Below are 26,488 nucleotides of genomic sequence, written 5' to 3'. Positions count from 1 at the left end.
CTCCGCAGCGGGCCGGTGGTGGCGCGGCCGGTGGTGGGTCGGCCGGTGGTGGGCCGGACCGTCCGGTCGATCCGCTGAGCCCTCGGTTCCGACCCACGGGCGGTCCGTCCGTCCGCCCGCTCGTCCGTGCGTGGGTCCGTCGCGTTCCGCGGAACGCGACGCACCGGTGCGCCCGGGGCTCCGGCGGCGAGGTGCGGGTCAGGGCTGCGCGCGCAGCCACCCTGCGGCGGTCGGGGCCAGCAGTCCCAGTTCCTTGTACTCCATGACCTCCGGCGGCAGGGTCTCCAGCACCGACGCGAGGCGGTGCCGCCAGGCGGGGACGCGGGCGACGGTGTCGAGGGGCAGCAGGCGGGTCCCGATCAGGAACAGCACCGCCCCGGTCAGGGGGAGCCGGACCAGGTGCTGCACCTCGGTGCGCAGGTGGATCTGCCGGCCGGGGTCGGTGAGCTCCGGCCGGTCCCGGGTGGGCTGCCACAGCGGGGCGGCGTCGAGCGACAGGTCGCGGCGGGCGTCGGGCTGCAGACCCCAGTTCAGACGGCGGTAGGCCTCGCCGGGGAGCAGACGGAGCAGGAACCGTTCGGCGCGCTCGAAGACCCCGCCGGGCCCGTTGCCCGGGACCGGACCGTGCGGCTCGCGGAAGCTCATACCGGCGTCGAAGCCGAGCGACCAGACCGAGGCGAACGCGACGGCACCGGAGTCGAGCCACAACGCGTCGTCGCGGGCGCCGAGCACGGCCAGGTCCTCGGCGACGAGTCGGGACACCCAGCGCAGCGGGTGCTCGGGCAGGGTGGCGTCGTCACCGAACACGAACTCCCGGTCGGTGCCGGTGGCCGTGTCGCGGAAGCGCCACCCGCCGTCGGTGCCGGGTGTCCGGGTCAGGGTGCAGGTGGCGGGCTGCTCGGCGGCCAGGCGCCCCAGCAGGTACAGGCAGGCGTCCCAGCAGGACGCCCGGGCGTGCGGCGCGGCCACGAACCGGGCGGGCTCGCGGTCCAGCACCGTCGCGCGCTCGTCGGCGACGGCGACGCGGTCGGGGCCGTCGTGCAGGATCCGCGCGCCCCACGAGCCCGCCTCGGTGCGCCGCTCGACCCCGGCCGGTTCGACGTTCGCGCTGATCCGGTAGGTCGGGTGCGGCAGCGGGAACGGGTAGTCGCCGACGCCGGTCACAGGTCCAGCCCCAGGGCCGTCCCGGCGGCACGGGACACGCACAGGGCCATCCGGTCGGCGCGCTCGTCGTCGGTCAGGACCGTGTCGCGATGCTCGACCTCCCCGTCGAGGACGGGTGTCACGCACTCGCCGCAGACCCCCCGCCTGCACATCGCCGGTGCGGCGACGCCGACGCGGTGCACGGCGTCGAGCAGTGTCTCGCGGGCGCCGACCTCGACCGAGCGCCCGCTGCGGTGCAGCACCGCGCGGAACCCGGCTCCGGGACCGGGCTCGGGGACGAAGGCCTCGGCATGGATGCGGGCGTCGATCCAGTGCGCGGCCCGGGCGATCCGGGCCACGGCCGTGATCAGGCCCGCCGGTCCGCAGGTGTGCACGTGGCTCCCGAACGGCGCCGTGGTCAGCAGCCGCCCCAGCGCGGCGTGCGCGTCGGCCCGGCCGGTGACCTCCACGAGCCGGTCCCCGCAGAGCGCGCGCAGGTCGTCGCGGTGGGGCGCGGGTCCCGGCCGGTGCACGGTGAGCACCCGTGAACGGGTTCCCCCAGAACGCGTGCCAGCGGGCGTGCGACAGCACCGCGGTCACGCCGATCCCCCCGGCGACGAGCAGGTGGTGGCGCGCGGTGTCGACCGGCGGGAACGCGTTGCGCGGCGTCGTCGCCACGACCGTGTCACCCGGGGTCAGGCCGTGCACCCACGCCGACCCGCCGCGCGGGTCCGGGCCCCGCGCGACGGAGATGTGCCAGCGCTCGGGTGCCGGGGACGGCGCAGTCAGCGAGTAGGAGTTCCAGCGGCCGGGTGCCCACTCGACCCCGATGTGGCCACCGGGCGGGGCCGCGGGCAGCGGTGGCGCGCCCGGCGCCGCGGTGAGCTCCAGCGACCGCACACCGGGGGCGGCGTCGGTGGTCGCGACGACCCGCAGGTCCAGCGCGGAGGGGATCACGGTGCCTGCTGCGTGGTGGGGGCACCGAGGAACGCCGCGAGGCGCCGCGAGTGGTGCCCGGCGAGGTGCAGCACGAGCCCGCAGCCGGGACAGACGACGGCGTCGCCGATGTCGGCGTGGACGACGGAGCGGTGGTGGCAGTGACCGCAGTGGACGGTCCGGTCCCGGACGGCGTCGCCGGCGTCGGTCGGGACCAGGACGATCTCCTCGTCGAGGGCTCCGCCCCGCAGCGCCGCGGCGCGCACGGCCTGGACCGCGGTCTCGGGACCGGTGACGAGCAGCCGGGTGCCGGTGACCAGCGTCGGGAGCACCCGTTCCAGCAGCGCCGCGGGGTCCCCACCCACCGGCACCCGGACCAGGCGGTCCCCCGGACGCAGGTCCGGGTCCGGCGCGGTCCCGGTGACGACGACCAGGTGCGGTGCACCGGTGCGCACGACCGGGCCGGGGTAGCGCGGCACGGTCGTCGCCTCCGGGCCGACGGGCGCGGACGGTGCGGCGTCGCCGGGACGCGGCGGACGGGCGGGATCGGACATGACGGAGGTGAGGGTACGAGCGTCCGGTGAACGGCGGATGGCGCCCAGCGCGTGCGCCGGTCACCAGTTCTGGTGACACTGTCCGGATCCGGTGACGATCCCGTCGCCGGACGCGATGGAATCCATGACGCGTCCGGACGCCGGAGAGGGGGATGCGATGGACGGCACGCCGTACCGCCCGCGCCACACCCTGCGCGAGACCCCGCCCACGATCGCCGTCCCGGCACAGCGGGGCGCCCCGGCCGCGGAGACCGCGGCGCCGCCGGACCACGGCGGCCACCGCCTGCCCGCGCCGCGCCGGGACACGCCCGCCCCGCCGGTCGTCGTGCCGCGGCCGCGGCCGATCCCACCGGCACCGCAGCACCCGGTCCCGGGCCGGGCGACCGTTCCCGCGCCCCGCCACGCCACCACCCCCGCCCACCGGGCGCCGTCCGGCCCGGTGCCGGTCCCGGTGCGCCCCTGGTTCGCCCCGGCCCCGGTCGTGGTCGAGCCCGCCGGGGAACCGGACGCCGAGGGGCGGCGTCCCGGCTTCCCGAGCACGCTGCTGCCGCGCCGCCGTCGTCCGCTGGCGGTCGGCGCGGGTCTGGCCGCGGGGATCGCCGGGATGCTCGTCGTCTTCGCGGTGGTCGTCGGCGCCGCCGGTGCGGCGGGCCGCGGGATCGACGACGCCGCCACCGCGACGGCCGCCGTCGGGGACTGGCGGGCCGCGGGTGGCCAGGTGCACGTCACCGCGATCACCGGGGCGCTGCGCGACATCGCCCACGCCGGGTCGCAGGGCGGCACCCTCGCACTGGTGGAGGCCTGTCGCGACCTGCGCGACGAGGTCGCCTCCGCCCGGGCCTACCCGCCGATCCCCGACGCCGTCGCCCAGGTGTACTGGCGGGACGGCCTCACCGCAGGCGCCGACGCCGCCCGGCACTGCATCGCGGGTGCGTCCCTGGGCGACCCGGGTCTGCTCGGCGACGCCGCCCGGGAGCTGGGCGGGATGAGCACGCAGCTGGGCGCGGTCGCCGACCGGCTCACCCTGCTGACCGGCGGCGGTTGAGCCGCGGACGCCACGGACCGTGCGCCGGTGGCGGACGGCGCGCATGATCGCGGCATGACCACCATCGTGATCGTCGGTGCCGGACCGGGGCTCGGCGCGGCGGCGGCCCGGCGGTTCGGGCGCGAGGGCTTCGACGTGGCCCTGGTCGGGCGTCGTCGCGCCCGCGTCGAGGCGCTCGCCGCCGAGCTCGCCGACGACGGCGTCGCCACGCACCCGTTCACCGCCGACGCCCGCGACCCCGCCGGCCTCGCCGCGACGCTCGAGCAGGTCGCGGAGACCGTCGGACCGGTCGAGGTGCTCCAGTACAGCCCGGCGCCGCAGAAGGACTTCCTGCGCCCGCTGCTGGAGACCACGCCGGCCGACCTCGTCGGCCCGGTCGAGATGTCGGTGTACGGCCCGGTCGCCGCCGTGCACCAGGTGCTGCCCGGGATGCGCGCACTGGGCCGCGGGACGGTGCTGTTCGTCAACGGCGGCAGCGGGGCCCGCCCGTCGTCGCGGGTGGCGGGCACCTCGATCGCGTTCGCCGGGCTCGGCGCCTTCGCCGCGATGCTGCACGACGAGGTCGCCGGCGAGGCCGTGCACGTGGCCCAGCTGATCGTCCCCGGCGCGATCGAGCCCGGACATCCCCGCAAGGACCCCGCGGTGCTCGCGGAGACCCTCTGGCGGCTGCACCACGAGCGGCCCGCGGGGTTCCGCCACCTCGCCGACGACCTCTGAGCGCCGTCCGGTCGGCCCCCAGGGGTGTGGCGTCGCCGTTGCGGCGGGCACCGCGGGCCCTGCGCCGCTAGGGTTCCCGCCGCAGATCAACCGGTACGAACGGAGTGGGTCATGGATTCGGGGTCGCAACCGGCGGCGCGTGCGCAGGACCGTGGGGCGCGCCGGGACCCGGCGGCGAGCCGCGGCACCGTGATCGGCAACGGTCTGACCTGGCTGGCGGCGTGGAGCCTGCGGGTCGCACTGATCACCGTGGGCCTGGTGATCCTCGGCTACGTCATCGGCATGCTCTGGGTCATCGCGTGGCCGGTGGTGCTCGCGATCCTGCTGGCCACCGTCCTGCGCCCGCCCGCGGCGCTGCTCATCCGGTGGCGGGTGCCGCCCGCCGCGGCCTCGGCGATCGTGCTGCTGGTCGGCATCGCCGCGGTGACCGGGTTGTTCGTCGGCATCGCGCCGTCGATCGCCGGGCAGACCCAGCAGATCACCTCCGGGGTGATCGCGGCGCTCGGCCAGATCCAGCAGTGGATCTCCGGGCCGCCGCTGAACCTCGGCGACGGCCAGATCGGCGACATCGTCACCCAGGTCACCCAGCAGCTGCAGCAGAGCGCGACCGCCATCGCCGGGGGAGTGCTGACCGGGGTGTCCACCGTGGCCTCCGGGCTGATCTCGCTGGTGCTGGCCCTGGTGCTGACGTTCTTCTTCGTCAAGGACGGGCCCCGGTTCCTGCCGTGGCTGACCTCGATCAGCGGGCGCAGCGCCGGCGGGCACATCGCCGAGGTGCTGCGCCGGATGTGGGACGTCCTCGGCGGCTTCATCCGGGTCCAGGCCCTGGTGAGCCTCATCGACGCCGTGTTCATCGGCATCGGCCTGGTGCTGCTGGGGATCCCGCTGGCGCTGCCCCTGGCCGTGCTGACCTTCGTCGGCGGGTTCATCCCGATCGTCGGCGCGGTCGTCGCGGGCTCGCTCGCGGTGCTCATCGCCCTGGTCACGCAGGGCTTCGGCACCGCAGTGGCGGTGGCCGTGCTGGTCGTGGCGGTGCAGCAGATCGAGGGCAACGTCCTGCAGCCCTTCCTACAGGGCCAGAGCCTGAAGCTGCACGGCGCGGTCGTGCTCCTGGCGGTCACCGCGGGCGGGTCGCTCGCCGGGATCGCCGGTGCGTTCCTCGCGGTGCCGGTCGCGGCCGTCGTCGCGGTCCTGCTGCGCTACCTCGGCGAGCAGATCGACCTGCGGGACCGGCGCTTCTCCGGTGTGGACGTCGCCGCCGCGGGGCCTCCGACCTCCGCCACCGTTACCGAGACCGCCACCGGCACCGAGACCGGCACCGGCGGGACCGGGACCGAGACCGCCGGTGGGACCGAGACCGGCGCCGAGACCGGGACCGGGACCGGGACCGGGACGGTGGGTGGCGGCGCCGTACCCGTCCCACCGGACTCCGCCCGTCAGGACGGCGGCTGACCGGCCCGCCCGGGCAGCCGGTCGGTCCCCAGCATCCGGTCCATCACCCGGAACCGGAGCACCAGCCACATCAGGGCGAACCAGCAGACCAGCGCCGGCAGCACCACCAGGAACACCGGGCGCGCCGCGCCGGTCAGCCCGAAGTACGACGACAGCGCCGGGGTCCCGATGACGCCCGCGAAGACCACGGTCAGGCCGAGCACCAGCCAGGCCGGGCGACGATCGGGAACCGTCGCGGTCCACGCGGCGAAGAAGCGGTGCGGCGGTAGCAGGAACAGGATCAGCACGAACGACGCCAGCCCCACGAACGTCGACAATCCGGTCTGCGCGCCGAGCGTCGCGGCCGCACCGGCGAAGTCGGCGTCGGTGCCGTAGGTCAGCCCGGTGTAGCTCTGGAACTGCGCGATCACCTGCGCCGGGGTCCGGCCGCTGGTGAAGCCCTGCAGGATGCCCTGGTAGAGCACCGTGTAGACGACCGTCCCCGCGCCCGCGGTCACCACCGACGCCGGGACCACGAAGCGGGCGAGGTTGCCCAGGAGGTCCGGGTCCGGCTCGGACGGCGTCGCCCACAGCGTCAGGAACAGCGTGGGCACGCCGACGGTCAGCAGCGTCAGCCCGACCTGGGTGGGGGAGTAGGGGAACCCGAGCCCGAGCATGGTCACGGCCATGATCACCAGGCCCTGGGTGGCGACCCGGGTGAGGAACACGTACATCGACACGGCGATGCCGTCGATGATCCGGCGGCCCTCGGCGCGGGCCGGCAGCAGTGCGGCGAACGAGTCGTCGACGAGCACGATGTCGGCGACGTCGCGGGTCACCGCCGAGCCGCTGCGCATCGCGACGCCGACGTGGGCCCGCTTCAGGGCGCGTGCGTCGTTCACGCCGTCACCGAGCATCGCGACGTGCGCACCGCCCCGGCGCAGGCTCGCGACGACCCGCTCCTTCTGCTCCGGGGTGACCCGCCCGAACACCGTGGTCCGGGCGACGAGTGCGTCGAGCGCGGCCCGGTCCCCGGCGGAGTCGTCGAGCTCCTCGATCTCGGACCCGGCGACCGCCTCCCCCACGTCGAGCCCGGCCTTCGCCGCGAGCGCGGCGACGGTGCGCGGGTCGTCGCCCGAGAGCACCTTCACCGCGACCCCGTCGGCGGCGAACCGCTCCAGGGCGTCGGCGACGCCGGGGCGCAGCTCGTCGGACAGCACCACCAGGGCCACCGGGACCAGAGCCGGGAGGAGGGGACGGCCGTCGTCGTCGCGCAGCCCGGCGCCCGCCCGCGTGGCCCGGGCCAGCAGCAGCACCCGCAGCCCGGCGGCGGCGCGCGCCTCCACCCGGTCGGCGACGGCGTCCGGGGCGCCCAGGTGCGGCGCGAGCGCGTCCGGGGCGCCGAGCACGACCGCCTCGCCGCAGGTGGTGACCTGCTCGGACCAGCGCAGCGACGAGGTGAACGCGACCTCGTCGCGCAGCTCCCACGGTGTGCCGGGCAGCGACGCGGCCAGCGCGGCGGAGGTGAGGTTCGGATCGGACACCGTCGCCGCGAACCGCGCGAGCACCGGCACCGGATCCGTCCCGTCGAGCCGGTCGAGCCCGTCCAGGCGCAGCGCTCCGGTGGTCAGGGTGCCGGTCTTGTCGGTGCAGACGACGTCGACGTGGGTGACCGCCTCCACCGCGTTGACCTGCTGTACCAGCGCGCCGCGCCCGGCGAGCCGGGCGGCACCCCGGGTGTAGGCGACGGCGATGAGGAAGAACAGGCCGTAGGGGACCAGCCCGGACAGCACCGCGGTGATCTGAACGACGCGGAGCAGCGAGAACCCCTCCAGGAACGCCTGGGCCAGGATCGCGCCGCTCATCAGGACGACCAGCACCATCGTCAGTCGCACGACGAAGTCGATGCGCCGCTGCAGCGGTGTCGCCTCGGTGGTGTCCGCGCGGGCCTGCAGCGTGAGCCGGCCGGCGTAGCTGTCGGCACCGACGGCGGTCGCACGCTGGCGGGCGGTACCGGCGACGCAGTGGCTGCCCGAGCGCAGCACGTCCCCGGGCGTCGCGACGACCGGGTCGGACTCGCCGGTGAGCAGCGACTCGTCGACCTCGGCCCGCCCGGTGAGCACCGGCCCGTCGACGACGACCTGTTCGCCCGCGCGCACCACCAGCACGTCCCCGACGACGACCGCGACCGCGGGGACCCGCTGCTCCACCCCGTCCCGCACGACGGCGACCTCGGCGGCGTCGAGCAGCTGCAGCCGGTCCAGCTTCCACCTGGCCCGCATCTCCTGCACCGCGCCGACGACGGCGTTGACCAGTCCGAGCCCGACGCTGGTCAGGGCGTCGCCGTAGCGACCCAGCACGAGCAGGACCAGGCCGATCGCGAAGAGGATCGTGTTGTAGGAGGAGAAGACGTTGGTGCGCAGGATCCGGCCGTAGCCGCGCGTCCCCGCGGTCACCGGAGCGTTCGTCCGGCCCGCCCGGCGCGCCGCGGCGACCTGCGACGCGCTCAGCCCGTCATCGGGTCCCGCCTCCACGATGCCGGCCGCCACGCCGTCCCCCTCCGCCGTCGATCCGCTCTGCGAGGATCATGGCAGCCCGACATGTGCGCGGACTGTGCGTGCGTCGGCGGCTCACCAGCGCTGCAGGCCCCCGCGCTTGACGAGCTGGGCGGCGATCACGTTGCGCTGGATCTCGTTGGTGCCCTCGCCGACGATCATCAGGGGGGCGTCGCGGAAGTAGCGCTCGACGTCGAACTCGGTGGAGTAGCCGTAGCCGCCGTGGATGCGCACCGCGTCCAGGGCGACCTCCATCGCGGTCTCGGAGGCGAACAGCTTCGCCATTCCCGCCTCCATGTCGCAGCGTTGCCCGGACTCGTACTTCTGCGCGGCGTGCAGGATCAGCGTGCGCGCCGCGGTGATCTTCGTGGCCATGTCGGCGAGGTGGTTGCCGACCGACTGGTGCTGCCAGATCGGCTTGCCGAAGGACTCCCGGTCCTGGGCGTAGGCCAGGGAGTCCGCCAGTGCCGCGTCGGCGACGCCGAGTGCGCGCGCGGCGACCTGGATCCGGCCGGTCTCCAGTCCCGTCATCATCTGCGCGAAGCCACGTCCCGGCTCCCCGCCGAGCACCGCGTCGGCCGGGACGGCCATGTCGGTGAAGACCAGCTCGCAGGACTCGACGCCCTTGTAGCCCAGCTTGGGCAGGTCCCGGGACACGGTCAGGCCGGGGCCGTGCTCGACGAGGAGCACCGAGATGCCGCGGTGGCGCGGTTCGGCCGCCGGGTCGGTCTTGCACAGCAGCGCGATCAGCCCGGACCGCCGCGAGTTCGTGATCCAGGTCTTGGCCCCGTTGACCACCCAGCCCTCGTCGGTGCGCCGGGCGTGGGTGGTCATCGCCTGCAGGTCCGAGCCGCCGCCGGGCTCGGTCAGCGCCATCGTCGCGCGCAGCTCGCCGGTGGCCATCCGGGGCAGGTACCGGTCCTGCTGCTCGCGGGTACCGAAGGCGACCAGGAGCTTGGCGACGACGGTGTGTCCCCCCATCGCGCCGGCCAGGCTCATCCAGCCGCGGGCCAGCTCGGCGGTGACCAGGGCGTAGCAGGGCATCGACACCGGGGCCTCGCCCCACGGCTCGGGGACCGCGAGCCCGAAGATGCCGAGCTGCTTCATCTGCTCGATCAGCGCCTCGGGATAGGTGTTGCCGTGCTCCAGCTCGCGCACCACCGGCCGCACGTCGCGGTCGACGAAGTCGCGCACCGTGTCCACGACGGCTCGTTCCTCGGTGGTCAGTTCACCCGTGCCCGCTCCCATGTGTGTGAGCATCGATCATCCGGCGGACCGACGCGAGACCTGGCCGACCCGTCGTGCGCGACGGAACATCGGTGGGAGCCGCGTCGTTGTACCGGTCGAGACCCGACACAGGGAGGTTCCAACCTGATGACCGAAACCGCGATCCTCGCCGGCGGGTGCTTCTGGGGTGTCCAGGAGCTGCTCCGCGAGCGCCCGGGCGTCGTGTCCACCCGGGTCGGCTACTCGGGCGACCCGAACACGCCGAACGCGACCTACCGGCGCCACGGCGACCACGCCGAGGCCGTCGAGATCGTCTTCGACCCGGAGCGCATCTCCTACCGCGAGATCCTGGAGTTCTTCTTCCAGATCCACGACCCGTCGACGAAGGACCGCCAGGGCAACGACATCGGCCGCAGCTACCGCTCCGCGATCTTCCACACGAGCGAGGAGCAGCGGGCGGTCGCCCTGGACACCATCGCCGACGTCGACGCGTCCGGGCTCTGGCCGGGCCGGGCCAGCACCGACGTCGAGCCCGCCGGTGACTTCTGGGAGGCCGAGCCGGAGCACCAGGACTACCTCCAGAAGTACCCCTACGGCTACACCTGCCACTTCCCGCGCCCGAACTGGGTGCTGCCGCGGCGGACCGCCAGCACGAGCTGACGCCCACCCGCTCCCACCACCCGGACGGCCCGCGACCCCGCGTCGCGGGCCGTCCGGCGTCTGCGCCCCCGGGCGGCGAGCGGGCTCCGCTGCACGGCCGGCGGCCGGGCAGCGCCACCGGTGCTGGCTCGTGCGGTCCCCGACCGTCCGAGTACGGCAGGTGACCGCACGCCGTCCCGGGAGCGTGATCTGCGTCGCGCCGGGATGTCACGGGGCGATAACGGGGGTAGTCCTCGGTGATCGGGTCCTCACCCGCGGTGGTGGGGACGACGATCTCGGCGACCGACCCCTGGAGGAACGATGCGCGCAGGCGACCCGACGGGACCCGCCGACCGGCTCCGCCGCCGCGCGTGCCGCCGGGAGGACCTGCTGGCGGTGCTGCTCGGGCTGCTCGCCGCGACCGGGCTGCTCGTGGCGTGGCTCGCCGGTGCCGCGGCCCACGGCTCGGTGCTCGAACGCGGCGCGGTCGAGGCCCACCAGCGGGTGCCCGTCGCGGCGACGGTGGCCTCCCGGGTGAGCGCGGTCGGCGACCTGCAGACCGGCCAGCAGGCACTCACCCTGAGCTGGACCGGCCCGGACGGGCTGCCGCACACCGGCGGCAGCACGCTCCCGGGCATGTACGACGTCGGCGACCGGGTGCAGGCCTGGGTCGGGCCCGACGGCCGGCTGGCGCCGCCGCCGTCGACACCCGCCGACGCGGTGACGGTCGCCGTCGCGGCCGGGTTCGTCACCGCCGTGGTGTGGGCGGCGGGGGTACTGGCCGCCGGGCGGCTGGTCTTCGCCTGGAACGGGCGGGCGTTCGCCCGCGCCTGGGAGCAGGACTGGGCCGCCGTCGAGCCCGGGTGGTCGGGGCGCCGTACCCCCTGAGCCGGGGCCGCGGGCTCAGAACGTCAGCCGCCGCACCCGCTCCGGGTGGATCACCAGCCGTACCTGGTCCTCGGCCAGGATCGCCGCGAGGTCCGCGGCGCGCGTGGGGTCCTCGAGGTCCCAGTAGCGCTCGGCGAGACGTTGCGCCAGCGCGTGCGCCCCGTCGGGCTCCACCGTCGTGCCGCCCTCGACCGCGATCCAGCGCTCCCGTTCCCCGACCGGTGCCGCGACGACGATCGAGGCCCGCGGGTCCGTGCGCCGGCGCCGGATGTGCAGCGACTCCGGCCCGGTGAAGATCTCGACGGTGCCCTCGTCGGTCGCCTCGAACCAGACCGGCCGGGGCTGCGGCGGCACCGGGCCGCCGGCGACGCTGAGGAAGCCGTGCAGCGGGCGGGCGAGGAACGCGCGGTCGTCGGCGGTGAGGGCGGTCCGGCTGTCGGTGGTGGTCATGGGGCCAGGACACCACAGCGGCGTGGACGACGACATGGGTCGGGCGCCGGAGAACCTGTCCGTACGTCCGGGCCCGGTGGGGTCGACGGCGGGGGAGGCCGGCGCCGCATCCCGGCCGCCCGGGTGGGTGCCCCCTGCTGGCGGCGCGGCTAGCGTGCGTCGCCGTGACCTCCGTCGCCGTCCTGCACCGCGCCCGGCTCCGCACCGCCGGCGGGACCGCCCCCGGGCGGAGGGTGCGCGGGTCCGCCGCCACCGTGGGCGGCCCGTCGTGACGACCCCGCCGAACCCCCCGTCGGTCCGGCTGGCCAACCTCGACCTCAACCTGCTCGTCTCGTTGCGCGAGCTGCTGCGCGAGCGCAACGTCACCCGGGCTGCCGCCCGCATCGGCATCTCCCAGCCCGCCGCCAGCGCCGCGCTGTCGCGGCTGCGCCGGCACTTTGACGACGACCTGCTGTCCCGGCACCCCGGCGGCTACGTCCTCACCCCGCTCGCCGCGCAGCTCGTGGACCAGGTGGAGGGCGTGCGCTCGGCCGCGGAGCGGCTGTTCGGAACCGGCCACGGCTTCGACCCGTCGACGGCGCGGCGCGGCTTCACGCTGCTCGTCGCCGACTACACCGTGGCGGTGCTCGGGCCCGCGCTGTCCGCGGCGGCCGCCCGGCGCGCCCCCGGGGTCGAGCTGAGGCTGCGGCTGGTCCGCGAGTCCTTCTCCGCCGACATCGGCGAGACCATCCGGCTCATCGACGGCCTCATCGCTCCGCCCGCCGCCCGCTTCGAACGCCCCGAGCTGCGCTCCACCGCCCTGTTCGACGACCGGTGGGTGTGCGTCGTGGACGCCACGAACCCGGTCGCCGCCGGGCCCGAACCGACCCTCGGCCTCGACGAGCTCGCGGCGATGCCGTGGGTGGTGCCGTTCGCCCCGGACCGCGGCATGTCCGCCGCCGCGCCGATGACCCGCCAGCTGGCGCGCCTCGGCGTCGAACCCGACATCCGGGTGCGGGTGGAGAGCTACCTGTCGGTCCCCTACCTCGTCGCCGGGACCGACCGGGTCGCCCTGCTGCAGGAGCGGCTCGCCCGCCAGGTCGCGGACCGGCTGGGACTGGCCGTGCTGCCCTGCCCCGGGGACCCGGGACCGATCCACGAGCGACTCTGGTGGCACACCGACCTCGAGCCGGACCCGGCCCACCGGTGGCTCCGCGAGCTCATCGTGGAGCTGTCGTCCACCCTGTAGAGCTGCAACTATTCGTGCGGTCGATGGTCCGGCAGCCGAACGTTCTATTTCCGGCCCGGCCCGGCCCGTTCCTAGTGTCGCGTAAACGATGTTCTTTGACCGGGTCGGCAGTGGTTGAGTAGGTGGTCTGCGGGTTTGGTCCAGATGAACGGGTGGCAGCGTTCGTTCCAGCCGTCGATGAACCGGCCGATCGCGCCGATCAGTTCTCTGACGCTGCCGAAGCTGCCACGGCGAATGGCCTGGCGGGTGATGACCCCGAAAAAGACCTCGACCATGTTCAGCCACGATCCCGAGGTCGGGGTGAAGTGCAGGGTGATCCGCGGGTTGCGGGCCAGCCAGGCCTTCACTGCGGGGTGCTTGTGGGTCGCGTAGTTGTCCACCACCAGGTGCAGCTTGCGCCGCGGGTAGGCCTTCGCGACCTGCTTGAGGAACCGCAGGAACTCCTGATGGCGATGCCGCGGCAGGCACGCCTGCTCGACCCGCCCGGTCGCGACCTCTAACGCCGCGAACAGCGTGGTGGTGCCGTGACGGACGTAGTCATGCGTCCGTTTCTCCGGGATACCGGGCATGATCGGCAGGATCGGCGCTGTCCGGTCCAGGGCCTGGACCTGGGATTTCTCGTCGACGCAGAGCACGACGGCCTTGTCCGGCGGGTTCAGATACAACCCGACGATGTCGCGGACCTTGGCTTCGAGCTCGGGATCGGTGGAGAACTTGAACGTCTCGGACTTCCACGGCTGCAGCCCCCACCGCCGCCAAATCTTGCCGATCCACACGTGGGAGATCCCGAGCTCGGCACCGAGCAGCCGTGACGACCAGTGCGTGACTCCGAGCCGCTCAGGCGGCGGTTCCAGCGTGGCGAGCACGACCGCGACCTCGTCGATCACCGGCGGCCGGCCCGCCTTGGGCCGGTCGGCCAGCCCGGCGATCCCCTCAGCGGCGTAACGCTTCTTCCACCCGATCACCGTCGCCTTCGACGCCCCGACCAGTGTGACGATGTCCTTGACCGCCACCCCGTCCGCGGCCAGCAACACGATCCTGCCCCGTCGGGCCAGTCCCGCCGAAACCGACGAGGAACGCAGCCAGGACTCCAGCACCTCGCGGTCGGCGGCCGGAACGTCCACGGTCACAGTCAACGGCACAGCTCATGATCCCGTAAACCAGCCCGTGAGTAAAGTAACCTAGTTACCGCAACACTAGTGTGTGAGCCATGCCTCACCCGCTGACGCCCCTGCCGATCCACACCGTGATCCGGGACGCCCCGCTGCAGGCCGGTGACCCGGCCGAGCACGCGGTGACCGCCGACGTCTGCGTCGTCGGCTCCGGCATCGCCGGCCTCTCCGCCGCCGTCGAGTCCGCCCGCCTCGGCCGCGACGTCGTCCTCGTCGACGCCGCCCCCGTCCTCGGCGGACAGATGGTCAACTCGCTGATCGGCCTGTTCTGCGGTGTCTACGGCAACGGCCCCGAGTTCCGGCAGCTGACCCACGGCCTGTTCGACTCCCTGTTCCCCGACCTCGAGGCGAGCGGCGACCTGTTCCGCCGCACCGGCCACACCCTCACCGTCGGCTACGACGAGGTGCGCCTGGGCCGCTGGGTCGAGGACACCGTCCGCGCCCACGGCATCCGGGTGCTCACCAACGCCACGCTCACCGGCGTCCGGCGCGCCGACGCCCGCGTCCTCGGTGCCCGTTTCGCCACCCGCTACGGCGCCGTCGACGTGACCGCGGCCGGGTTCGTCGACGCGAGCGGGGACGCCGCGCTCGCCTGGGCCGCCGGCCTCGAGTGCCGGCTGCCGGACCGGGAGATCTACGGCAGCCAGCAGCTCGTCGTCGAGCACCTCGACGCCAGCGCCGCCCCGGAGCCCGCGGAGCTCGCCGAGCGGGTCGCGGCCAAGGCCGGTGACTACGGCCTGCTCCGCCGCGACGGCCTCGCCTTCTACTTCCCCGGCCGGGACACCGCGGTGCTCAACATGACCCACATCGAGGCCCCGCTGGACCCGATCGCCGCCGCCGAGGCCCAGCTGGAGGGCAAGGCGCAGGCCGACCGCGTCGTCGAGTTCCTGCGCGCCGAGTTCCCCGAGGTGTTCGGCAAGGCCGCCGTACGCTCCTACGGGCTGCCCGGTCGGCGTCAGACCCGCTGGCTCGCCGCCGTCCACCAGCTCACCGTCGACGAGGTCCGGTCCGGCACCCGCCCCGACGACGCCGTCGCCCGCACCGCGTGGCCGATCGAGCTGCACGACAGCCCCGACGGCTACGTCTGGGAGACCTTCGACGCCGACCACCTGCACTACGTGCCGCTGCGCTCGATGCTGCCGCCCGCCGTCGGCAACCTGCTCGCCGCGGGCCGCTGCATCGACGGCGACGCCGCCGCCCTGTCCAGCGTGCGCGTCATGGGGCCGTGCGCGGCGATGGGCCACGCCGCCGCGCACGCCCTCGACCTGGCCGGACCCGCCGGGAGCCTGCACGACGTGCGCGCCGACGCCCTGACCGACCGGATCCGCGAGAACGTCGACGACTGACCCGCCACACCGCCACCACCACGAGGAGACAGGCAACGATGCCCGGAGGCGCCCCGTGATACTCACCGACGACGACCGCAGGATGCTCGACGGGGCCGAGGGGCCCGCCGTCGCCGCCGCGATGGACCTGCTCATCCGCTACGCCGAGGCACTGGACGCCGAGCGGTTCTGCACCGTCCGCAACGTGGCCGGGACCGCCACCCAGCCCTCCCCGCTCAAGGCCCGCCTGGTCGCCGAGGGCGGGTGGGACCGGGCGTTCTCGGTGATCAACCTCGACAGCGACGAGACCCACCCGATCCCGCCGATGGCGGTGCCCGCCTGCCAGCTCCAGCAGGGCTTCGGCGCCGACGCGACCGATGTCGCGCCCTACCCGGCGGACTTCGTCGAGCTGCAGGCCGACGCCGAGACCTTCTACGGCCGCCGCGGCGTCTCCATCCTGGCCACCTGCACGCCGTACCAGGTCGGGAACCTCCCGGTCCGCGGCGAGCACTGCGCCTGGATGGAGTCCTCCGCGGTCGTCTACGCCAACTCGGTGCTCGGGGCCCGCACCAACTGCGAGGGCACCGCGTCGACCGGCGCGGCGAGCCTCACCGGCCGTGTGCCCTGCTGGGGCAACCACCACGACGCCCACCGCCGCGGTACCCACCTCGTGCGCGTCGACACGCCGGTCGCGGGGTTCCTCGACTGGGGGCTGCTCGGCTACTTCACCGGTGACGTCGTGCAGGAGGCCCGCCCGGTCGTCACCGGTGACCTCGCCCTGCCCGACCTCACCGACCTCAAGCACTTCGGCGCCGCCGCGGCCTCCTCCGGAGGGGTCGAGATGTACCACGTCCCCGGGGTCACCCCGGAGGCACCGACGGTCGAGGCCGCGTTCGGCGGGGCGGCCCCGGCCGAGGCCGTCGTCTACGGCGCGGCCGAGCGGGCCGCCACCTACGCCCGGCTCAACGACCAGGGCACCAGCACGGACGTCGACTTCGTCCTGCTCGGCTGCCCGCACGCCTCGCTCGACCAGATCCGCGACGTCGCCCGGCTCCTCGACGGTCGCAGGCTGCACGACGGCACCTCGCTGTGGATCATGGCGCCGCGGGCGCTGGCCGCGGTCGCCGAGCGCAGCGGGTACACCGCCGTCATCGAGGCCGCCGGAGCCCGGGTGCTCACCGACTCGTGCCCGGCCATGTCCCGCCTCGCCCCGCCGGGCACGCGGGTGTTCGCCACCGACTCGGCCAAGCAGGCCCACTACCTGCCCGCCATCCTCGGGATCGAGGCGTGGTTCGGTACCACCGAGGACTGCGTGCACGCCGCGGTCACCGGGCGCTGGTCGGGTGAGCTGCGATGACCGCCACCGTCGGCACCGTCCTGCGCGGCCGCACCGTGGTCCCCGGTGTGGTCACCGGAGAGGCGCTGGTCTCGCCGGAGACGATCTCCGGGTGGGGTGGCATCGACCCGGCGAGCGGGACGATCGTCGAGGCCCGGCACCCGCTCCAGGGTGTCTGCTTCACCGGGCGGATCCTGGTGTTCCCCGGGGCCAAGGGGTCCTCGGGCTGGTCGGCGTTCTTCCAGAGCACCCGGCTGCTCGGGACCGCCCCGCTCGGGATGGTCTTCACCGTCACCACGACCAAGGCCGCGCTCGGCGCCGTCGTCACCCGGGTCCCCGCGCTGGCCGACCTGGACGAGGACCCGGTACAAGTGCTGCGCACCGGCGACCACATCCGGCTCGACGCCACCGTGGGCACCGTCGAGCTCCTCCGGCGGGCGGGGGACGGGTCATGAGGCTCGCCGTGCTGCCCGCCGACGAGCTCGCCCCCGGCGAGCACCGGGTGGTGCGGGTCGGCACCCGTTCCATCGGGGTCTTCCGGGTCGGCGACGACTACTACGCCCTCGCCGACCACTGCCCGCACCAGGGCGGGCCGCTGTGCCGCGGCTCGGTCGCCGGTGCCCCGGTCGCGTCCGGCCCGGCCGACGTCCGGCTCGACGACGACCACGTGCTCGTCGCCTGCCCCTGGCACGGCTGGGAGTACGACGTGCGCACCGGCCGCTCCTACCAGCCCGGCGACGCCCCCGCCCGCAGCCTCCCGGCGTCGGTCGAGCCGGGGCCGCCGGGCATGACCCCCGGCCCGTACACCGCCGAGACCTTCGAGGTGACCGTCGAGGACCGCTGGGTGGTCGTCGACACCGGCCGTCGCACCGCCACCGAGGAGACGTCATGACCACCACCGACTCCGCCACGGCCACCACCCGGGCTCCGGGCCGGCGCCGTGCCCGCACCCCGATCGTCGACGCCGACATCCACCCGGTCGTCACCGCGGACCGGCTCGCGGCCGCGCTGCCCGAGACCTGGCGGCGCCGCTACCTGCGGTTCGGCCTGCGCGGTGCCCCGCCGCCCGCGGTCTACCCCCGGGTCCGGCACGGCGGCATGCGCCGCGACGCCCACCCCGACGCCGGCCCGCCGGGCAGCGTGGTCCGGCCTCCCGGCAGTGACCTCGACCTGATGCGCAGCCAGCTGCTGGACCCCTACGACGTCGTCGCCGGGGTGCTCATCCCGATGCAGGGGCACACCGCGGGCGCCGAGGAGCCCGCGTTCGCCGCCGCACTGTGCCGTGCGTACAACGACGTGCTCGTCACCGACTGGCTCGACCCCGAGCCGCGGCTGCGGGCCAGCATCTGCATCCCGCACGAGTCGCCCGCCGAGGCCGTCGCCGAGATCGAGCGCCGCGCCGCGGACCCGCGGTTCGTGCAGGTGCTGTTCCCCAGCGGTACCCACCTGCCCTGGTCGGACCCCAAGTACCGGCCGATCCTCGCCGCGGCCGCCGCGCACGGGCTGCCGGTCGCGGTGCACCTCGGCGGCACCGAGGGCCACCGCGGCGACGGGTGGCCGTCGTTCTACCTGGAGCAGCACGCCTGGTACGGCAACGCCGTCGCCGTTGCGCTGACCGGGCTCGTCGCGGGCGGCGCCCTGGAGGCGGTGCCGGGCCTGCAGGTCGTGCTGGTCGAGGGCGGGGTGTCCTGGCTGCCGTCGCTGCTCTGGGGGCTCGACGACGCCTGGGAGCTGTGCCGCGACGACGTCCCGTGGCTGACCTGCCCGCCGTCGGAGGTCGTGCGCGAACGGCTCTGGTTCACCACCCAGCCGATCGACGAGCCGCCGGTGCCCGAGCACCTGGCGACGACGTGGGAGCAGACCGGGATGACCGACCGGATCCTGTTCTCCTCCGACTACCCGCACTGGGACTTCGACGACCCGATCACCGCGCTGCGGGTGCTGCCCGCGGCCCTGCGCCGGCCGATGGCGGCCGCCAACGCCGCCCGCCTCTACGGCCTGACCCTGCCCGGGAGCGAGGGATGAGCGCCGAGCCGGTCGAGGAGTTCTTCGACGCCGACACCCACGTCGCACCGGCCTCGTTCGCCGACCTCTCGCCGCTGCTGAGCCCCTACTGGCGCGACTACGCCCGGGTCGCCGCGCTGCGCGTGGACCCCGTCCAGGCCGGTGCCTACCCGCCCGCGATGGTCGAGGGCTCCGCCCCGCACGACGTGGCGACCCTGCGCGCCGCCGTCCTCGACCCTCCGGCCCCCGGCGGGGGACGGGTCGCCACGGCGGTCCTGACGTGCACCACCGCGTTCGACGTCAGCCGCAACCACGCCTTCGAGGCCGCCCTGTGCCGGGCGGTGAACACCTGGACGGCACAGGAGTTCCTCGACCACGAGCCCCGCGCCCGCGGGTCGATCGCGGTCCCGCTCGGCGACCCGGCGGCGGCCGTCGCCGAGATCGAGCACTGGGCGGACGACGCGCGCTTCGTGCAGGTGCTGCTGCCGGTGCGCGGGCACGACCTGCGCTGGGGCCACCCGGTGTTCCGGCCGGTCCTGGCGGCCGCCGCCGCGGCCGGGCTGGTCGTCACGATGCACGCCTGGGGCCGGGTCGGCAGCGCTCCGACCACGACCGGGTTCACCCACACCTACCTGCAGGACTACCTGTCCCACGGGCAGGTCGCGCAGTCCCAGCTGGTGTCGCTGGTCGCCGAGGGTGCCCTCGGTGCGCTGCCCGGGCTGCGGGTGACCGTCGCCGAGTGCGGGTCCTCCTGGCTGCCGCCGTTGCTGTGGCGGCTGGACAAGGAGTGGCGCGGGATCCGGCGGGAGGTGCCGTGGGTGGACCGGATGCCCTCGCAGTACGTCCGCGAGCAGGTCCGTCTCACCACCGCGCCGATCCACCTGCCGCGCGACCCCGGCGAGCTGCACGCCGCGCTGGACGTGCTCGGTGCCGCCGATCTCCTGCTCTACGCCGGCGACCACCCGCACCGTCACGGCCGGGGGGTCGACCGGTTGCTCGACGCCCTCGACCCCGCCGCCCGCGCCGCGATCCGCCACGGCAACGCCACCGCGTGGTACCGCGGCAGCGACACCGCGGGGTACCGCAGCAGCGACACCGTCGCCCCACCGGCGCCGTCCCCCGCGTCGGCCCAGCACGCACCGGAGGTCCCCCGATGACCCGCACGACGACCCGGCGTCTCGCCGCGGTCCTGCTCGCCGCCTGCCTCGTCCTCGCCGGCTGCGGCTCGGGCGCCGGCGAGGACGGCCGCGACCGGATCACCTTCCTCAACATCCTGCCGATGGAGTCGCTGGGCTACGCCGCGGAGATGATCGCCGACACCAAGGGCTACTTCGCCGCCCACGGTCTCGACGTGACCTTCGAGGCCACGCAGGGCTCCGCCTCGGCCATCCAGACCCTGCTCGCCGGTTCCGCGGAGATCTCCCGGATCGGGGACATCGAGACGATGGTCGCCGCGGGGGAGCGTGGCGCTCCGCTCGTCGCGATCGGCGGGGTCGTGCACAACGGTCCGCTGCGGCTCGTCTCCTCGCAGCGCGCGCCGGTCACCGACGCCGCACAGCTGCGCGGCAAGCTGGTGGGGACACCGTCGGAGGGCGGCACCAGCTCCATCACCCTGGACCTGGTCGCCGGTTCGGCCGGGATCGCCCCCGACGAGCTGCGTCGCCAGGTCGTCGGGCTCAGCCCCGGTGTGTTCGACCTGGTGGACACCGGTCGGGTCGACGCGTTCATCGTCTCGCTCGACACCGCCATGCTGCTCCAGGCGACCCGCCCCGAGGCCGTCGTCTACGACCCGAACGAGGCCATCTCCGCCGGGTCGCAGGTCTACGCCACCTCGAAGGCCACCGCTGCCGATCCGGCCGAGCAGGACAAGCTGCGCCGCTACCTCGCGGCGATCGCGGACGCGACGGCGTTCATCACCGCCGACGAGGCGGGCGGGTTCGCCGAGACCATGCAGCTCATCGGCTCGAAGTACCAGGTCTCGGCCCTGGAACGGCCCGAGGTCGCGCGGGCCGCGCTCGCCGCCTACGTCGACGGTTACGCCGCGGGCCAGGGCCCGACCGGGATCTCCCCGCAGCGCTGGCAGGCCACCTACGACGAGGTGTCCTCGGTCGGGCAGGTCCCCGCGGCCCTGGACCCGGCGCAGTGGCTCGACGCCGGCCTCAACGGCACCCAGGGCGCCCCATGAGCACCCCGACGACACGACGGTCCCCGGCGACGGAGCAGGAGACGGACATGACCCAGCAGACGGCGACCCAGCAGCAGACGGCGGCCCGGCGGACGACCACCCGGTCCGCGACGCCTGCGGCCCCGACCGGTGGCGCGGTCGGCCTGCGGGTGTCGGGTGTGGACAAGGTCTATCCGACCCGTCGGGGGGAGGTGCACGCGCTGTCCGGGATCGACCTGGACGTCGCCCGCGGCGAGTTCGTCTCCCTGGTCGGGCGCTCGGGCTGCGGCAAGACGACCCTGCTGCGGATCCTGTCCGGGCTGCTGGCCCCGTCCGCGGGGCTGGTGGAGGCGGGCGGGCGTCCCGCCTGGTCCGCGGGCCGCCGCGACGACGCCGTGTTCGCCGAGTTCGGCCTGGTCTTCCAGGAGGCGAACCTGTTCCCGTGGTTCACGATCACCGACAACGTCGCGTTGCCGCTCAAGCTCCGCGGGGTCCCGCGCGCCGAGCGGCGTGCCCGGGCCGTCGAGCTGTGCGCCACCGTCGGCCTCGGCGGGTTCGAGGACTCCTACCCGCGCGAGCTGTCCGGCGGGATGCGCCAGCGGGCGGCGATCGCGCGGGCACTGGCCTGTGACCCGTCGGTGCTGCTGATGGACGAGCCCTTCGGCGCGCTGGACGCGCTGACCCGCGACCGGATGAACCTGGAGCTGCAGCAGATCCACGCGGTCTCCGGCGCGACGGTGGTGTTCGTGACCCACTCGATCCCCGAGGCGGTGTTCCTCGCCGACCGGGTCGTGCTGCTCACGCCGCGGCCGGGGCGGATCCGGTCGGTCACCCCCGTCGACCTGCCCCGGCCGCGGTCCGCGGCGACCGAGACGACACCCGAGTTCGGCGCGCTGGTCGCCGGGCTGCGCATCGAGCTGGACCGGGAGGACTGACCGATGACCACGACCGAACGGCCCGCGCCCGCGACCGACCCCGCCACCCCCGTGACCGACCCCGGTGGACCGGAGAAGGAGTCGCCCTGGCTGCGGCGGCTGCCGTGGATCTCCGGACCCGTGCTCCTGCTGCTGCTCGTGGCGGGCTGGCAGTTCACCGTCTCGGTGGTCGGTGTCTCGGAGTTCATCCTGCCGGCCCCGGCCGCCGTCCTCGGCGCGCTGGGGGAGCTGCTGGCCGACCCGGCGATCTGGGGGCACATCGGCGTGACACTGCTGGAGGTCCTGGTCGGGTTCGGCTGCGCCCTCGTCGCCGGCATCGTGGTCGGCGCGCTGCTGGGGCGGATCGAGTGGCTCCGCCGCGCGGTGCAGCCGGCCCTGGTCGCGCTGCAGGTCGTGCCGAAGGTGGCGTTCGTGCCGATCTTCGTCATCTGGTTCGGCTTCGGGCCCACCTCGAAGATCATCATGGCGGGGCTGCTCGCGTTCTTCCCGATCATGCTCAACGTGATGCTGGGGGTGCGCTCGGTCGAGCGCGGGCACCGCGACGTGATGACCGGGCTGGGCGCCTCACGGTGGGCGACGTTCCGGAACCTGGAGCTGCCCGCGACCCTGCCCTACGTGTTCGCCGGGGCCGAGGTCGCGATCGTCTTCTCGGTGATCGGCGCGATCGTCGGCGAGTACCTCGGTGGCAGCGCCGGGCTCGGGTACCTGGTGGTGTCGAGCCTCAACGCCCTCGACGCCCCACGGCTGTTCGCGGTGATCGTGCTGCTCGCGGTGCTGGGGTCACTGCTCTACGTGATGGTCACCACCGCGAAACGCCTGATCATCCCCTGGCACGAGTCCGTGAGCACCGGGGTCTGACCGGCGAGCCGCGGACCGCGGCGGGCGGGGTCGCGGTCGGTGTCGGTGTCGTGGTCGGGGTCAGGCCGGGGCGTCGGCCAGGGCGCGCACCCCGGCGTCGAACACGGCCATGACCTCGTCCACCAGCTGGGGCAGCGACGGCGACCGCGGGTCCACCCCGTGGTCGCCGAGCCAGTGCTGGACCGCGACGCGCAGCCCGGTCACCGCGGCGGCCGCGGCGAGGGTCGGGTAGAGGTCGCGTGCCGGGTCGGAACCGGTCCGGGCCACGACGGCCCCGGCCAGCGCCCGCTCCTGGGCGGCGAACGCGGCCAGCTGGTGCGCGACGATCGTCGGGTGCCCGCTCAGCGCCCGCAGCGCCCGCACCCGGTCGAGGTACCCGGGATCGGTCACCACGGCGTGCAGGGCGTGCCGCAGGGACTCGGTCACCGGCTCGTCGTCCGGGCGCGCGGCGAACGCGGTGACCAGGGTGTCCGCCGACGACGCGTTGCCCGCGACGACCGCCTCCTCCTTCGAGGTGAAGTAGTTGAAGAAGGTGCGGGGCGCGACGTCGGCGGCGTCGGCGATCTGCTCCACGGTCACCGCGTCCGGGCCACGGGTGCTGCACAGCCGCAGCGCGGCGGCGGCCAGCGCGGCCCGGGTGGCGGCCTTCTTGCGCTCACGACGCCCGGGGGTGCCCTGCTCAGCCACGGTCGGCCCCCGTCCGCTCGCGCTCGGGTGCCTCGATGACCGAGACGAACTCGGGCCTGCCCTGCCCGTCGGGGCCGGCGGCGCCCGCCGACGCCGTCCCGGCCGGGAGGTCGACGTCGAGCCGCAGCCCGTCCTCCCCGACGGCGACCCGCCGGGCGGCGGGACGGCCCTCCCAGCGGTACACCGTGGACACGATGCCGGTGGCCACGCAGATGCGGTAGTGCCCGTCGGCGTCGGCGCGGGTACGACCGAGCTCGTCGCCGGTGCCGTCGAGGACGGTGAGCACGGCACCGCCCGCCGGGGCGCCGTCGGCCCGCACGAACCCGTGCAGCACCGGCCCGGTGGGGCCGCTCGGCGGGGCCGGGACGGTCGCCGCGGCACCGGTGCCGGGGTCGGCGGGCTTCTCGATGTCGAGGGTGTCGCGCAGCGGCACCTCGCGCAGCGCCAGGATCGCGGCCAGTGCGAGCAGCGCCAGCGGCGCGGCCACCAGGAAGATCATCGAGGTGGCGTGCCCGTAGGGCTCCATCACGATCGACCGGACCGGCTCGGGCAGGTCGGCCAGGTGCGGCACCTGACCGCCGCCGACCGCCGCGCCACCGTCGACACCGGCCTCGGCCAGCCCGGCCGCGGTCCGGGAGCCGACCACGGAGGCGAGCAGCGCACCCAGCCCCGCGACGCCCGCCGACCCGCCGAGCGAGCGGAAGAACGTCACGGTGGAGCTGGCGGCGCCCATGTGCCGCAACGCCACGGTGTTCTGCACCGCCAGCACCAGGTTCTGCTGCGTCGTGCCGACGCCGATGCCGACCAGCGCCATCGCGATCGCGACCAGCCAGTACGGGGCGGTCGAGGAGATGACCGCGGCACCGAGGGTCAGACCCGCGGTCAACGAGACCGCGCCGCCGACGAGGTAGCGCTTCCAGACGCCGGTACGGGTGATGAGCTGGCCGGCGATGTTCGACGCGCCGAACATGCCGACGATCATCGGGAGGGTGAGCAGTCCCGCCTCGGTGGCGCTGGCACCCCGGGCGAGCTGGAAGTACTGGGACAGGAAGATCGTGGAGCCGAACATCGCGACGCCGACGAACAGGCTCGCCACGGTGGCGAGCACGACGGTGCGGTCGCGGAACAGGAACGGCGGCACGACCGGGTCCTTCGCCCGTCGCTCGACGACGATCGCGCCCACCAGCAGCACCAGGCCGGCGCCGATGAGCCCGAACGAGGTCGGCGAGGCCCAGCCGAACTGCTTGCCGGCCAGCGAGGTCCACAGCAGCAGCGCCGACACCGCGGCGGCGATGAGGGTGGCGCCCAGGTAGTCGATACGGGGGCGCTCGCCGTCGGCCCGCACGGGGGTGGGGACGTTCAGGGTGCGCTGCAGCACCAGCAGCGAGAGCGCGGCCAGCGGGACGCCGACGAAGAAGCACCAGCGTCAGCCCAGCGGCGAGTCGACGATGATCCCGCCGAGCAGCGGCCCGCCGACGACGGCGATCGACATGATCCCGGAGAGGTAGCCCATGTACCGGCCCCGCTCGCGCGGGGTGATGATCGCGGCGATGACCACCTGGGTCAGCGCCTGCAGACCGCCCATGCCGAGGCCCTGCAGCACCCGGAAGCCGATCAGCTGCCCGGTGGAGACCGCCAGCCCGCACAGCAGCGAGCCGACCAGGAAGATCCCGATCGCGGCCTGGACCAGGAGCTTCTTGGAGTAGAGGTCGGCGAGCTTGCCCCAGATCGGGGTGGATGCGGTCATCGCGAGCAGTGACGCCGAGACCACCCAGGTGTACTCGGCCTGCGTGCCGCCGAGGTCGCCCAGGATCCGGGGGAGCGCGTTGGACACGATGGTGCTGGACAGCACGCCGACGAACAGCGCCATCAGCAGGCCGGTGAGCGGGAGCAGTACGTCGCGGCGGTGGGCCGCGGCCTCCTCGGGGGTGCGCGCAGGGCGGGTAGTTGACGTCACCCAACGAGTTTGGCGCAAAGATGCACAGAGTGCAAACTTGCCGAACGTGCGTCGGCGCACAGTCTGCACCGGAGCGGGCCCCGCGCGCCGGTGACCGGTGTGGTGTCCGGCTCCGGGGCGCGGGGCCACGTCGTGCCCGCCGTCGCGGCACCGCGCCGGGGGCGACGCCCGGGGTCGGGTCAGGCGGCGGCGGGCTCGTCCGGCCGGGCCGCCAGCCTGGCCAGGCGCTTCTCGGTGGGCCAGCGGACGTTCCACGCCCAGCCGAGCCGCTCGAACAGCCGGATCGTCCCGGCCGAGATGTCGATCTCACCGCGGCCGACGCCGTGCCGGGCCGAGGTGGGGTCGGCGTGGTGCAGGTTGTGCCAGGACTCGCCCATGCTCGGGACGGCGAGCAGCCAGACGTTGGTGGAGCGGTCCCGGGCCCGGTAGGGGCGCTCACCGACGAGGTGGCAGATCGAGTTGGTCGACCACGCGACGTGGTGCGACACCGCGACCCGGACCAGGCCGGCCCAGAAGAACGCGGTGAACGCGCCCCACCACGACCAGGTCACCAGGCCGCCGATCACGCCGGGCCCGAACACCGACAGGATCGTCAGGAGGGTGAAGCCGCGGTGCACCCGGTCGATGTCGGGGTCGGCGAGCAGGTCCGGTGCGAAGCGGCGCTGGTCGGTCAGCGACCGGTCGAAGATCCAGCCCATGTGGGCGTGCCAGAACCCGCGGACCAGCGCGGCGGGGGAGGTGCCGTAGCGCCACGGCGAGTGCGGGTCGCCCTCGGCGTCGGCGTAGGCGTGGTGGCGCCGGTGGTCGGCCACCCAGTGCCGGACCGGCCCCTGCACGGCCAGACTGCCCGCCACGGCCAGCGCGATCCGCAGGGGGCGGTTGGCGGTGAACGAGCCGTGGGTGAAGTAGCGGTGGAAACCGACGGTCACGCCCAGCATCGACACGATGTACAGGCCGAGGGCGAGCCCGGCGTCGAGCCAGGTCAGGCCCCAGCCCCAGGCCAGCGGGACCGCGGCGACGAGCGCGATCGCCGGGACGATCGCGAACGCGTAGACGAACAGGTGCGGAACGGGATGCCGGAGCCGGTCGGAGAAGTCCGAGCGCGGCGCGGGCCGGGTGTCGGTCACACCTCCCGATGGTTCCGGCTCGCACCAGAACGGACAGTGGGGACAACCCCCCGGACGGATGTCCCGCCCCGGGCCGTCCCACGACCCGTCCGCCGCGCGGGGGCGACCGA

General features: G+C 74.6%; 26 protein-coding genes. 15 read left to right on the top strand and 11 right to left on the bottom strand.

Annotated elements, in window-relative coordinates; translation table 11 throughout:
• Positions 1-198: 198 nt before the first annotated feature.
• From KPF47_RS24185 to KPF47_RS24175, 3 genes are all read right to left on the bottom strand, one after another.
• Complete coding sequence (locus KPF47_RS24185; RefSeq protein WP_224391094.1) at positions 199-1,164, bottom strand: heme-dependent oxidative N-demethylase subunit alpha family protein; 966 nt, start codon at positions 1,162-1,164, stop codon at positions 199-201.
• Complete coding sequence (locus tag KPF47_RS40415; RefSeq protein ID WP_224391093.1) at positions 1,161-1,685, bottom strand: flavin reductase family protein; 525 nt, start codon at positions 1,683-1,685, stop codon at positions 1,161-1,163. Before KPF47_RS40415 ends, KPF47_RS24185 begins: the two co-directional genes overlap by 4 nt.
• A gap of 411 nt (positions 1,686-2,096) precedes the next feature.
• Positions 2,097-2,633, bottom strand: a complete 537-nt coding sequence (locus tag KPF47_RS24175) for a dimethylamine monooxygenase subunit DmmA family protein (RefSeq protein WP_224391092.1) — start codon at positions 2,631-2,633, stop codon at positions 2,097-2,099.
• Positions 2,634-2,790: 157 nt separating this feature from the next.
• Between KPF47_RS24175 and KPF47_RS24170 the strand changes: the two genes are divergently transcribed.
• The 3 genes from KPF47_RS24170 (at position 2,791) to KPF47_RS24160 (ending at position 5,847) form a co-directional block, all read left to right on the top strand.
• Positions 2,791-3,678, top strand: a complete 888-nt coding sequence (locus KPF47_RS24170) for a hypothetical protein (RefSeq protein ID WP_224391091.1) — start codon at positions 2,791-2,793, stop codon at positions 3,676-3,678.
• A 54-nt stretch (positions 3,679-3,732) separates the two neighbouring features.
• Positions 3,733-4,395, top strand: a complete 663-nt coding sequence (locus KPF47_RS24165; RefSeq protein ID WP_224391090.1) for an SDR family NAD(P)-dependent oxidoreductase — start codon at positions 3,733-3,735, stop codon at positions 4,393-4,395.
• Positions 4,396-4,506: 111 nt separating this feature from the next.
• Complete coding sequence (locus KPF47_RS24160) at positions 4,507-5,847, top strand: AI-2E family transporter (protein ID WP_305080467.1); 1,341 nt, start codon at positions 4,507-4,509, stop codon at positions 5,845-5,847.
• Here the strand turns inward: KPF47_RS24160 and KPF47_RS24155 are convergent.
• Both KPF47_RS24155 and KPF47_RS24150 read right to left on the bottom strand, forming a co-directional pair.
• A complete protein-coding gene (locus tag KPF47_RS24155) occupies positions 5,832-8,375 on the bottom strand; it encodes an HAD-IC family P-type ATPase (RefSeq protein WP_224391089.1) in 2,544 nt (847 codons plus the stop codon). The two genes, KPF47_RS24160 and KPF47_RS24155, sit on opposite strands and share 16 nt — an antisense overlap.
• Positions 8,376-8,456: 81 nt before the next feature.
• A complete protein-coding gene (locus KPF47_RS24150) occupies positions 8,457-9,629 on the bottom strand; it encodes an acyl-CoA dehydrogenase family protein (RefSeq protein ID WP_224391088.1) in 1,173 nt (390 codons plus the stop codon).
• Between the two features lie 126 nt (positions 9,630-9,755).
• On the opposite strand from KPF47_RS24150, the gene msrA reads away from it, so the two are divergent.
• Complete coding sequence (gene msrA / locus KPF47_RS24145) at positions 9,756-10,268, top strand: peptide-methionine (S)-S-oxide reductase MsrA (protein ID WP_224391087.1); 513 nt, start codon at positions 9,756-9,758, stop codon at positions 10,266-10,268.
• 300 nt (positions 10,269-10,568) lie between these two features.
• Positions 10,569-11,135: a hypothetical protein gene (locus KPF47_RS24140; protein WP_224391086.1), complete on the top strand. Its 567-nt coding sequence runs from the start codon at positions 10,569-10,571 to the stop codon at positions 11,133-11,135.
• A 15-nt stretch (positions 11,136-11,150) separates the two neighbouring features.
• On the opposite strand, the gene KPF47_RS24135 is transcribed toward KPF47_RS24140, so the two are convergent.
• A complete protein-coding gene (locus tag KPF47_RS24135) occupies positions 11,151-11,585 on the bottom strand; it encodes a pyridoxamine 5'-phosphate oxidase family protein (protein WP_224391085.1) in 435 nt (144 codons plus the stop codon).
• 268 nt (positions 11,586-11,853) lie between these two features.
• Between KPF47_RS24135 and KPF47_RS24130 the strand changes: the two genes are divergently transcribed.
• Positions 11,854-12,813 carry a LysR family transcriptional regulator gene (locus KPF47_RS24130; RefSeq protein ID WP_224391084.1) on the top strand — a complete coding sequence of 320 codons (960 nt, stop codon included), beginning with the start codon at positions 11,854-11,856 and terminating at the stop codon, positions 12,811-12,813.
• Between the two features lie 71 nt (positions 12,814-12,884).
• Here the strand turns inward: KPF47_RS24130 and KPF47_RS24125 are convergent, their stop codons facing one another.
• A complete protein-coding gene (locus KPF47_RS24125) occupies positions 12,885-13,949 on the bottom strand; it encodes an IS630 family transposase (RefSeq protein ID WP_255658826.1) in 1,065 nt (354 codons plus the stop codon).
• A gap of 74 nt (positions 13,950-14,023) precedes the next feature.
• Between KPF47_RS24125 and KPF47_RS24120 the strand changes: the two genes are divergently transcribed.
• Genes KPF47_RS24120 through KPF47_RS24080 form a run of 9 tightly spaced genes read left to right on the top strand, consistent with a single transcriptional unit; the run spans position 14,024 to position 22,607 of the window.
• Complete coding sequence (locus KPF47_RS24120) at positions 14,024-15,331, top strand: FAD-dependent oxidoreductase (protein ID WP_224391083.1); 1,308 nt, start codon at positions 14,024-14,026, stop codon at positions 15,329-15,331.
• A 55-nt stretch (positions 15,332-15,386) separates the two neighbouring features.
• The gene (locus tag KPF47_RS24115) at positions 15,387-16,667 is read left to right on the top strand and encodes an aconitase X catalytic domain-containing protein (RefSeq protein WP_224391082.1); all 1,281 of its coding nucleotides are present in this window, start codon (positions 15,387-15,389) and stop codon (positions 16,665-16,667) included.
• A complete protein-coding gene (locus KPF47_RS24110) occupies positions 16,664-17,101 on the top strand; it encodes an aconitase X swivel domain-containing protein (RefSeq protein ID WP_224391081.1) in 438 nt (145 codons plus the stop codon). Before KPF47_RS24115 ends, KPF47_RS24110 begins: the two co-directional genes overlap by 4 nt.
• A complete protein-coding gene (locus KPF47_RS24105; protein WP_224391080.1) occupies positions 17,098-17,538 on the top strand; it encodes a Rieske (2Fe-2S) protein in 441 nt (146 codons plus the stop codon). The genes KPF47_RS24110 and KPF47_RS24105 overlap by 4 nt, the downstream gene beginning before the upstream one ends.
• On the top strand, positions 17,535-18,671 hold the full coding sequence (locus KPF47_RS24100) for an amidohydrolase family protein (protein WP_224391079.1): 1,137 nt from the start codon (positions 17,535-17,537) through the stop codon (positions 18,669-18,671). Before KPF47_RS24105 ends, KPF47_RS24100 begins: the two co-directional genes overlap by 4 nt.
• Positions 18,668-19,807 carry an amidohydrolase family protein gene (locus tag KPF47_RS24095; RefSeq protein ID WP_224391078.1) on the top strand — a complete coding sequence of 380 codons (1,140 nt, stop codon included), beginning with the start codon at positions 18,668-18,670 and terminating at the stop codon, positions 19,805-19,807. Before KPF47_RS24100 ends, KPF47_RS24095 begins: the two co-directional genes overlap by 4 nt.
• Entirely contained in the window at positions 19,804-20,835 is a 1,032-nt protein-coding gene (locus KPF47_RS24090; protein WP_224391077.1) for an ABC transporter substrate-binding protein, read from the top strand. The genes KPF47_RS24095 and KPF47_RS24090 overlap by 4 nt, the downstream gene beginning before the upstream one ends.
• A 47-nt stretch (positions 20,836-20,882) precedes the next feature.
• Entirely contained in the window at positions 20,883-21,749 is an 867-nt protein-coding gene (locus KPF47_RS24085; RefSeq protein WP_224391076.1) for an ABC transporter ATP-binding protein, read from the top strand.
• Positions 21,750-21,752: 3 nt separating this feature from the next.
• The gene (locus KPF47_RS24080; protein WP_224391075.1) at positions 21,753-22,607 is read left to right on the top strand and encodes an ABC transporter permease; all 855 of its coding nucleotides are present in this window, start codon (positions 21,753-21,755) and stop codon (positions 22,605-22,607) included.
• A gap of 60 nt (positions 22,608-22,667) precedes the next feature.
• Here KPF47_RS24080 and KPF47_RS24075 read toward each other — a convergent pair whose 3' ends face one another.
• The 4 genes from KPF47_RS24075 to KPF47_RS24065 all read right to left on the bottom strand — a co-directional run bounded on the left by KPF47_RS24075 (position 22,668) and on the right by KPF47_RS24065 (position 26,378).
• Positions 22,668-23,294, bottom strand: coding sequence for a TetR/AcrR family transcriptional regulator (locus tag KPF47_RS24075; protein WP_224391074.1), 627 nt, complete (start codon positions 23,292-23,294; stop codon positions 22,668-22,670).
• A complete protein-coding gene (locus KPF47_RS24070) occupies positions 23,287-24,672 on the bottom strand; it encodes an MFS transporter (protein WP_374108887.1) in 1,386 nt (461 codons plus the stop codon). Before KPF47_RS24070 ends, KPF47_RS24075 begins: the two co-directional genes overlap by 8 nt.
• A 48-nt stretch (positions 24,673-24,720) precedes the next feature.
• A complete protein-coding gene (locus KPF47_RS41075; RefSeq protein WP_374108886.1) occupies positions 24,721-25,251 on the bottom strand; it encodes an MFS transporter in 531 nt (176 codons plus the stop codon).
• Between the two features lie 179 nt (positions 25,252-25,430).
• Positions 25,431-26,378, bottom strand: a complete 948-nt coding sequence (locus KPF47_RS24065; protein WP_374108885.1) for an acyl-CoA desaturase — start codon at positions 26,376-26,378, stop codon at positions 25,431-25,433.
• Between the last annotated feature and the right edge of the window lie 110 nt (positions 26,379-26,488).

Origin of the sequence: Pseudonocardia sp. ICBG1293 (assembly GCF_020131355.1) — a bacterium.
Lineage (GTDB): Bacteria > Actinomycetota > Actinomycetes > Mycobacteriales > Pseudonocardiaceae > Pseudonocardia.
Note: the sequence above shows the minus strand (reverse complement) of the source record. Positions and strands in the feature narration are given on the sequence as shown.

What these genes read in the sequence shown, in the direction of transcription:
- KPF47_RS24100 (WP_224391079.1), top strand. Translation starts at nt 17,535, where the DNA reads ATGACCACCACCGACTCCGCCACGGCCACCACCCGGGCTCCGGGCCGG.
- KPF47_RS24140 (WP_224391086.1), top strand. Translation starts at nt 10,569, where the DNA reads ATGCGCGCAGGCGACCCGACGGGACCCGCCGACCGGCTCCGCCGCCGC.
- msrA (WP_224391087.1), top strand. Translation starts at nt 9,756, where the DNA reads ATGACCGAAACCGCGATCCTCGCCGGCGGGTGCTTCTGGGGTGTCCAG.
- KPF47_RS24165 (WP_224391090.1), top strand. Translation starts at nt 3,733, where the DNA reads ATGACCACCATCGTGATCGTCGGTGCCGGACCGGGGCTCGGCGCGGCG.
- KPF47_RS24105 (WP_224391080.1), top strand. Translation starts at nt 17,098, where the DNA reads ATGAGGCTCGCCGTGCTGCCCGCCGACGAGCTCGCCCCCGGCGAGCAC.
- KPF47_RS24170 (WP_224391091.1), top strand. Translation starts at nt 2,791, where the DNA reads ATGGACGGCACGCCGTACCGCCCGCGCCACACCCTGCGCGAGACCCCG.
- KPF47_RS24085 (WP_224391076.1), top strand. Translation starts at nt 20,883, where the DNA reads ATGACCCAGCAGACGGCGACCCAGCAGCAGACGGCGGCCCGGCGGACG.
- KPF47_RS24160 (WP_305080467.1), top strand. Translation starts at nt 4,507, where the DNA reads ATGGATTCGGGGTCGCAACCGGCGGCGCGTGCGCAGGACCGTGGGGCG.
- KPF47_RS24150 (WP_224391088.1), bottom strand. Translation starts at nt 9,629, where the DNA reads ATGGGAGCGGGCACGGGTGAACTGACCACCGAGGAACGAGCCGTCGTG.
- KPF47_RS24080 (WP_224391075.1), top strand. Translation starts at nt 21,753, where the DNA reads ATGACCACGACCGAACGGCCCGCGCCCGCGACCGACCCCGCCACCCCC.
- KPF47_RS24135 (WP_224391085.1), bottom strand. Translation starts at nt 11,585, where the DNA reads ATGACCACCACCGACAGCCGGACCGCCCTCACCGCCGACGACCGCGCG.
- KPF47_RS24090 (WP_224391077.1), top strand. Translation starts at nt 19,804, where the DNA reads ATGACCCGCACGACGACCCGGCGTCTCGCCGCGGTCCTGCTCGCCGCC.
- KPF47_RS24110 (WP_224391081.1), top strand. Translation starts at nt 16,664, where the DNA reads ATGACCGCCACCGTCGGCACCGTCCTGCGCGGCCGCACCGTGGTCCCC.
- KPF47_RS24175 (WP_224391092.1), bottom strand. Translation starts at nt 2,633, where the DNA reads ATGTCCGATCCCGCCCGTCCGCCGCGTCCCGGCGACGCCGCACCGTCC.
- KPF47_RS24120 (WP_224391083.1), top strand. Translation starts at nt 14,024, where the DNA reads ATGCCTCACCCGCTGACGCCCCTGCCGATCCACACCGTGATCCGGGAC.
- KPF47_RS24095 (WP_224391078.1), top strand. Translation starts at nt 18,668, where the DNA reads ATGAGCGCCGAGCCGGTCGAGGAGTTCTTCGACGCCGACACCCACGTC.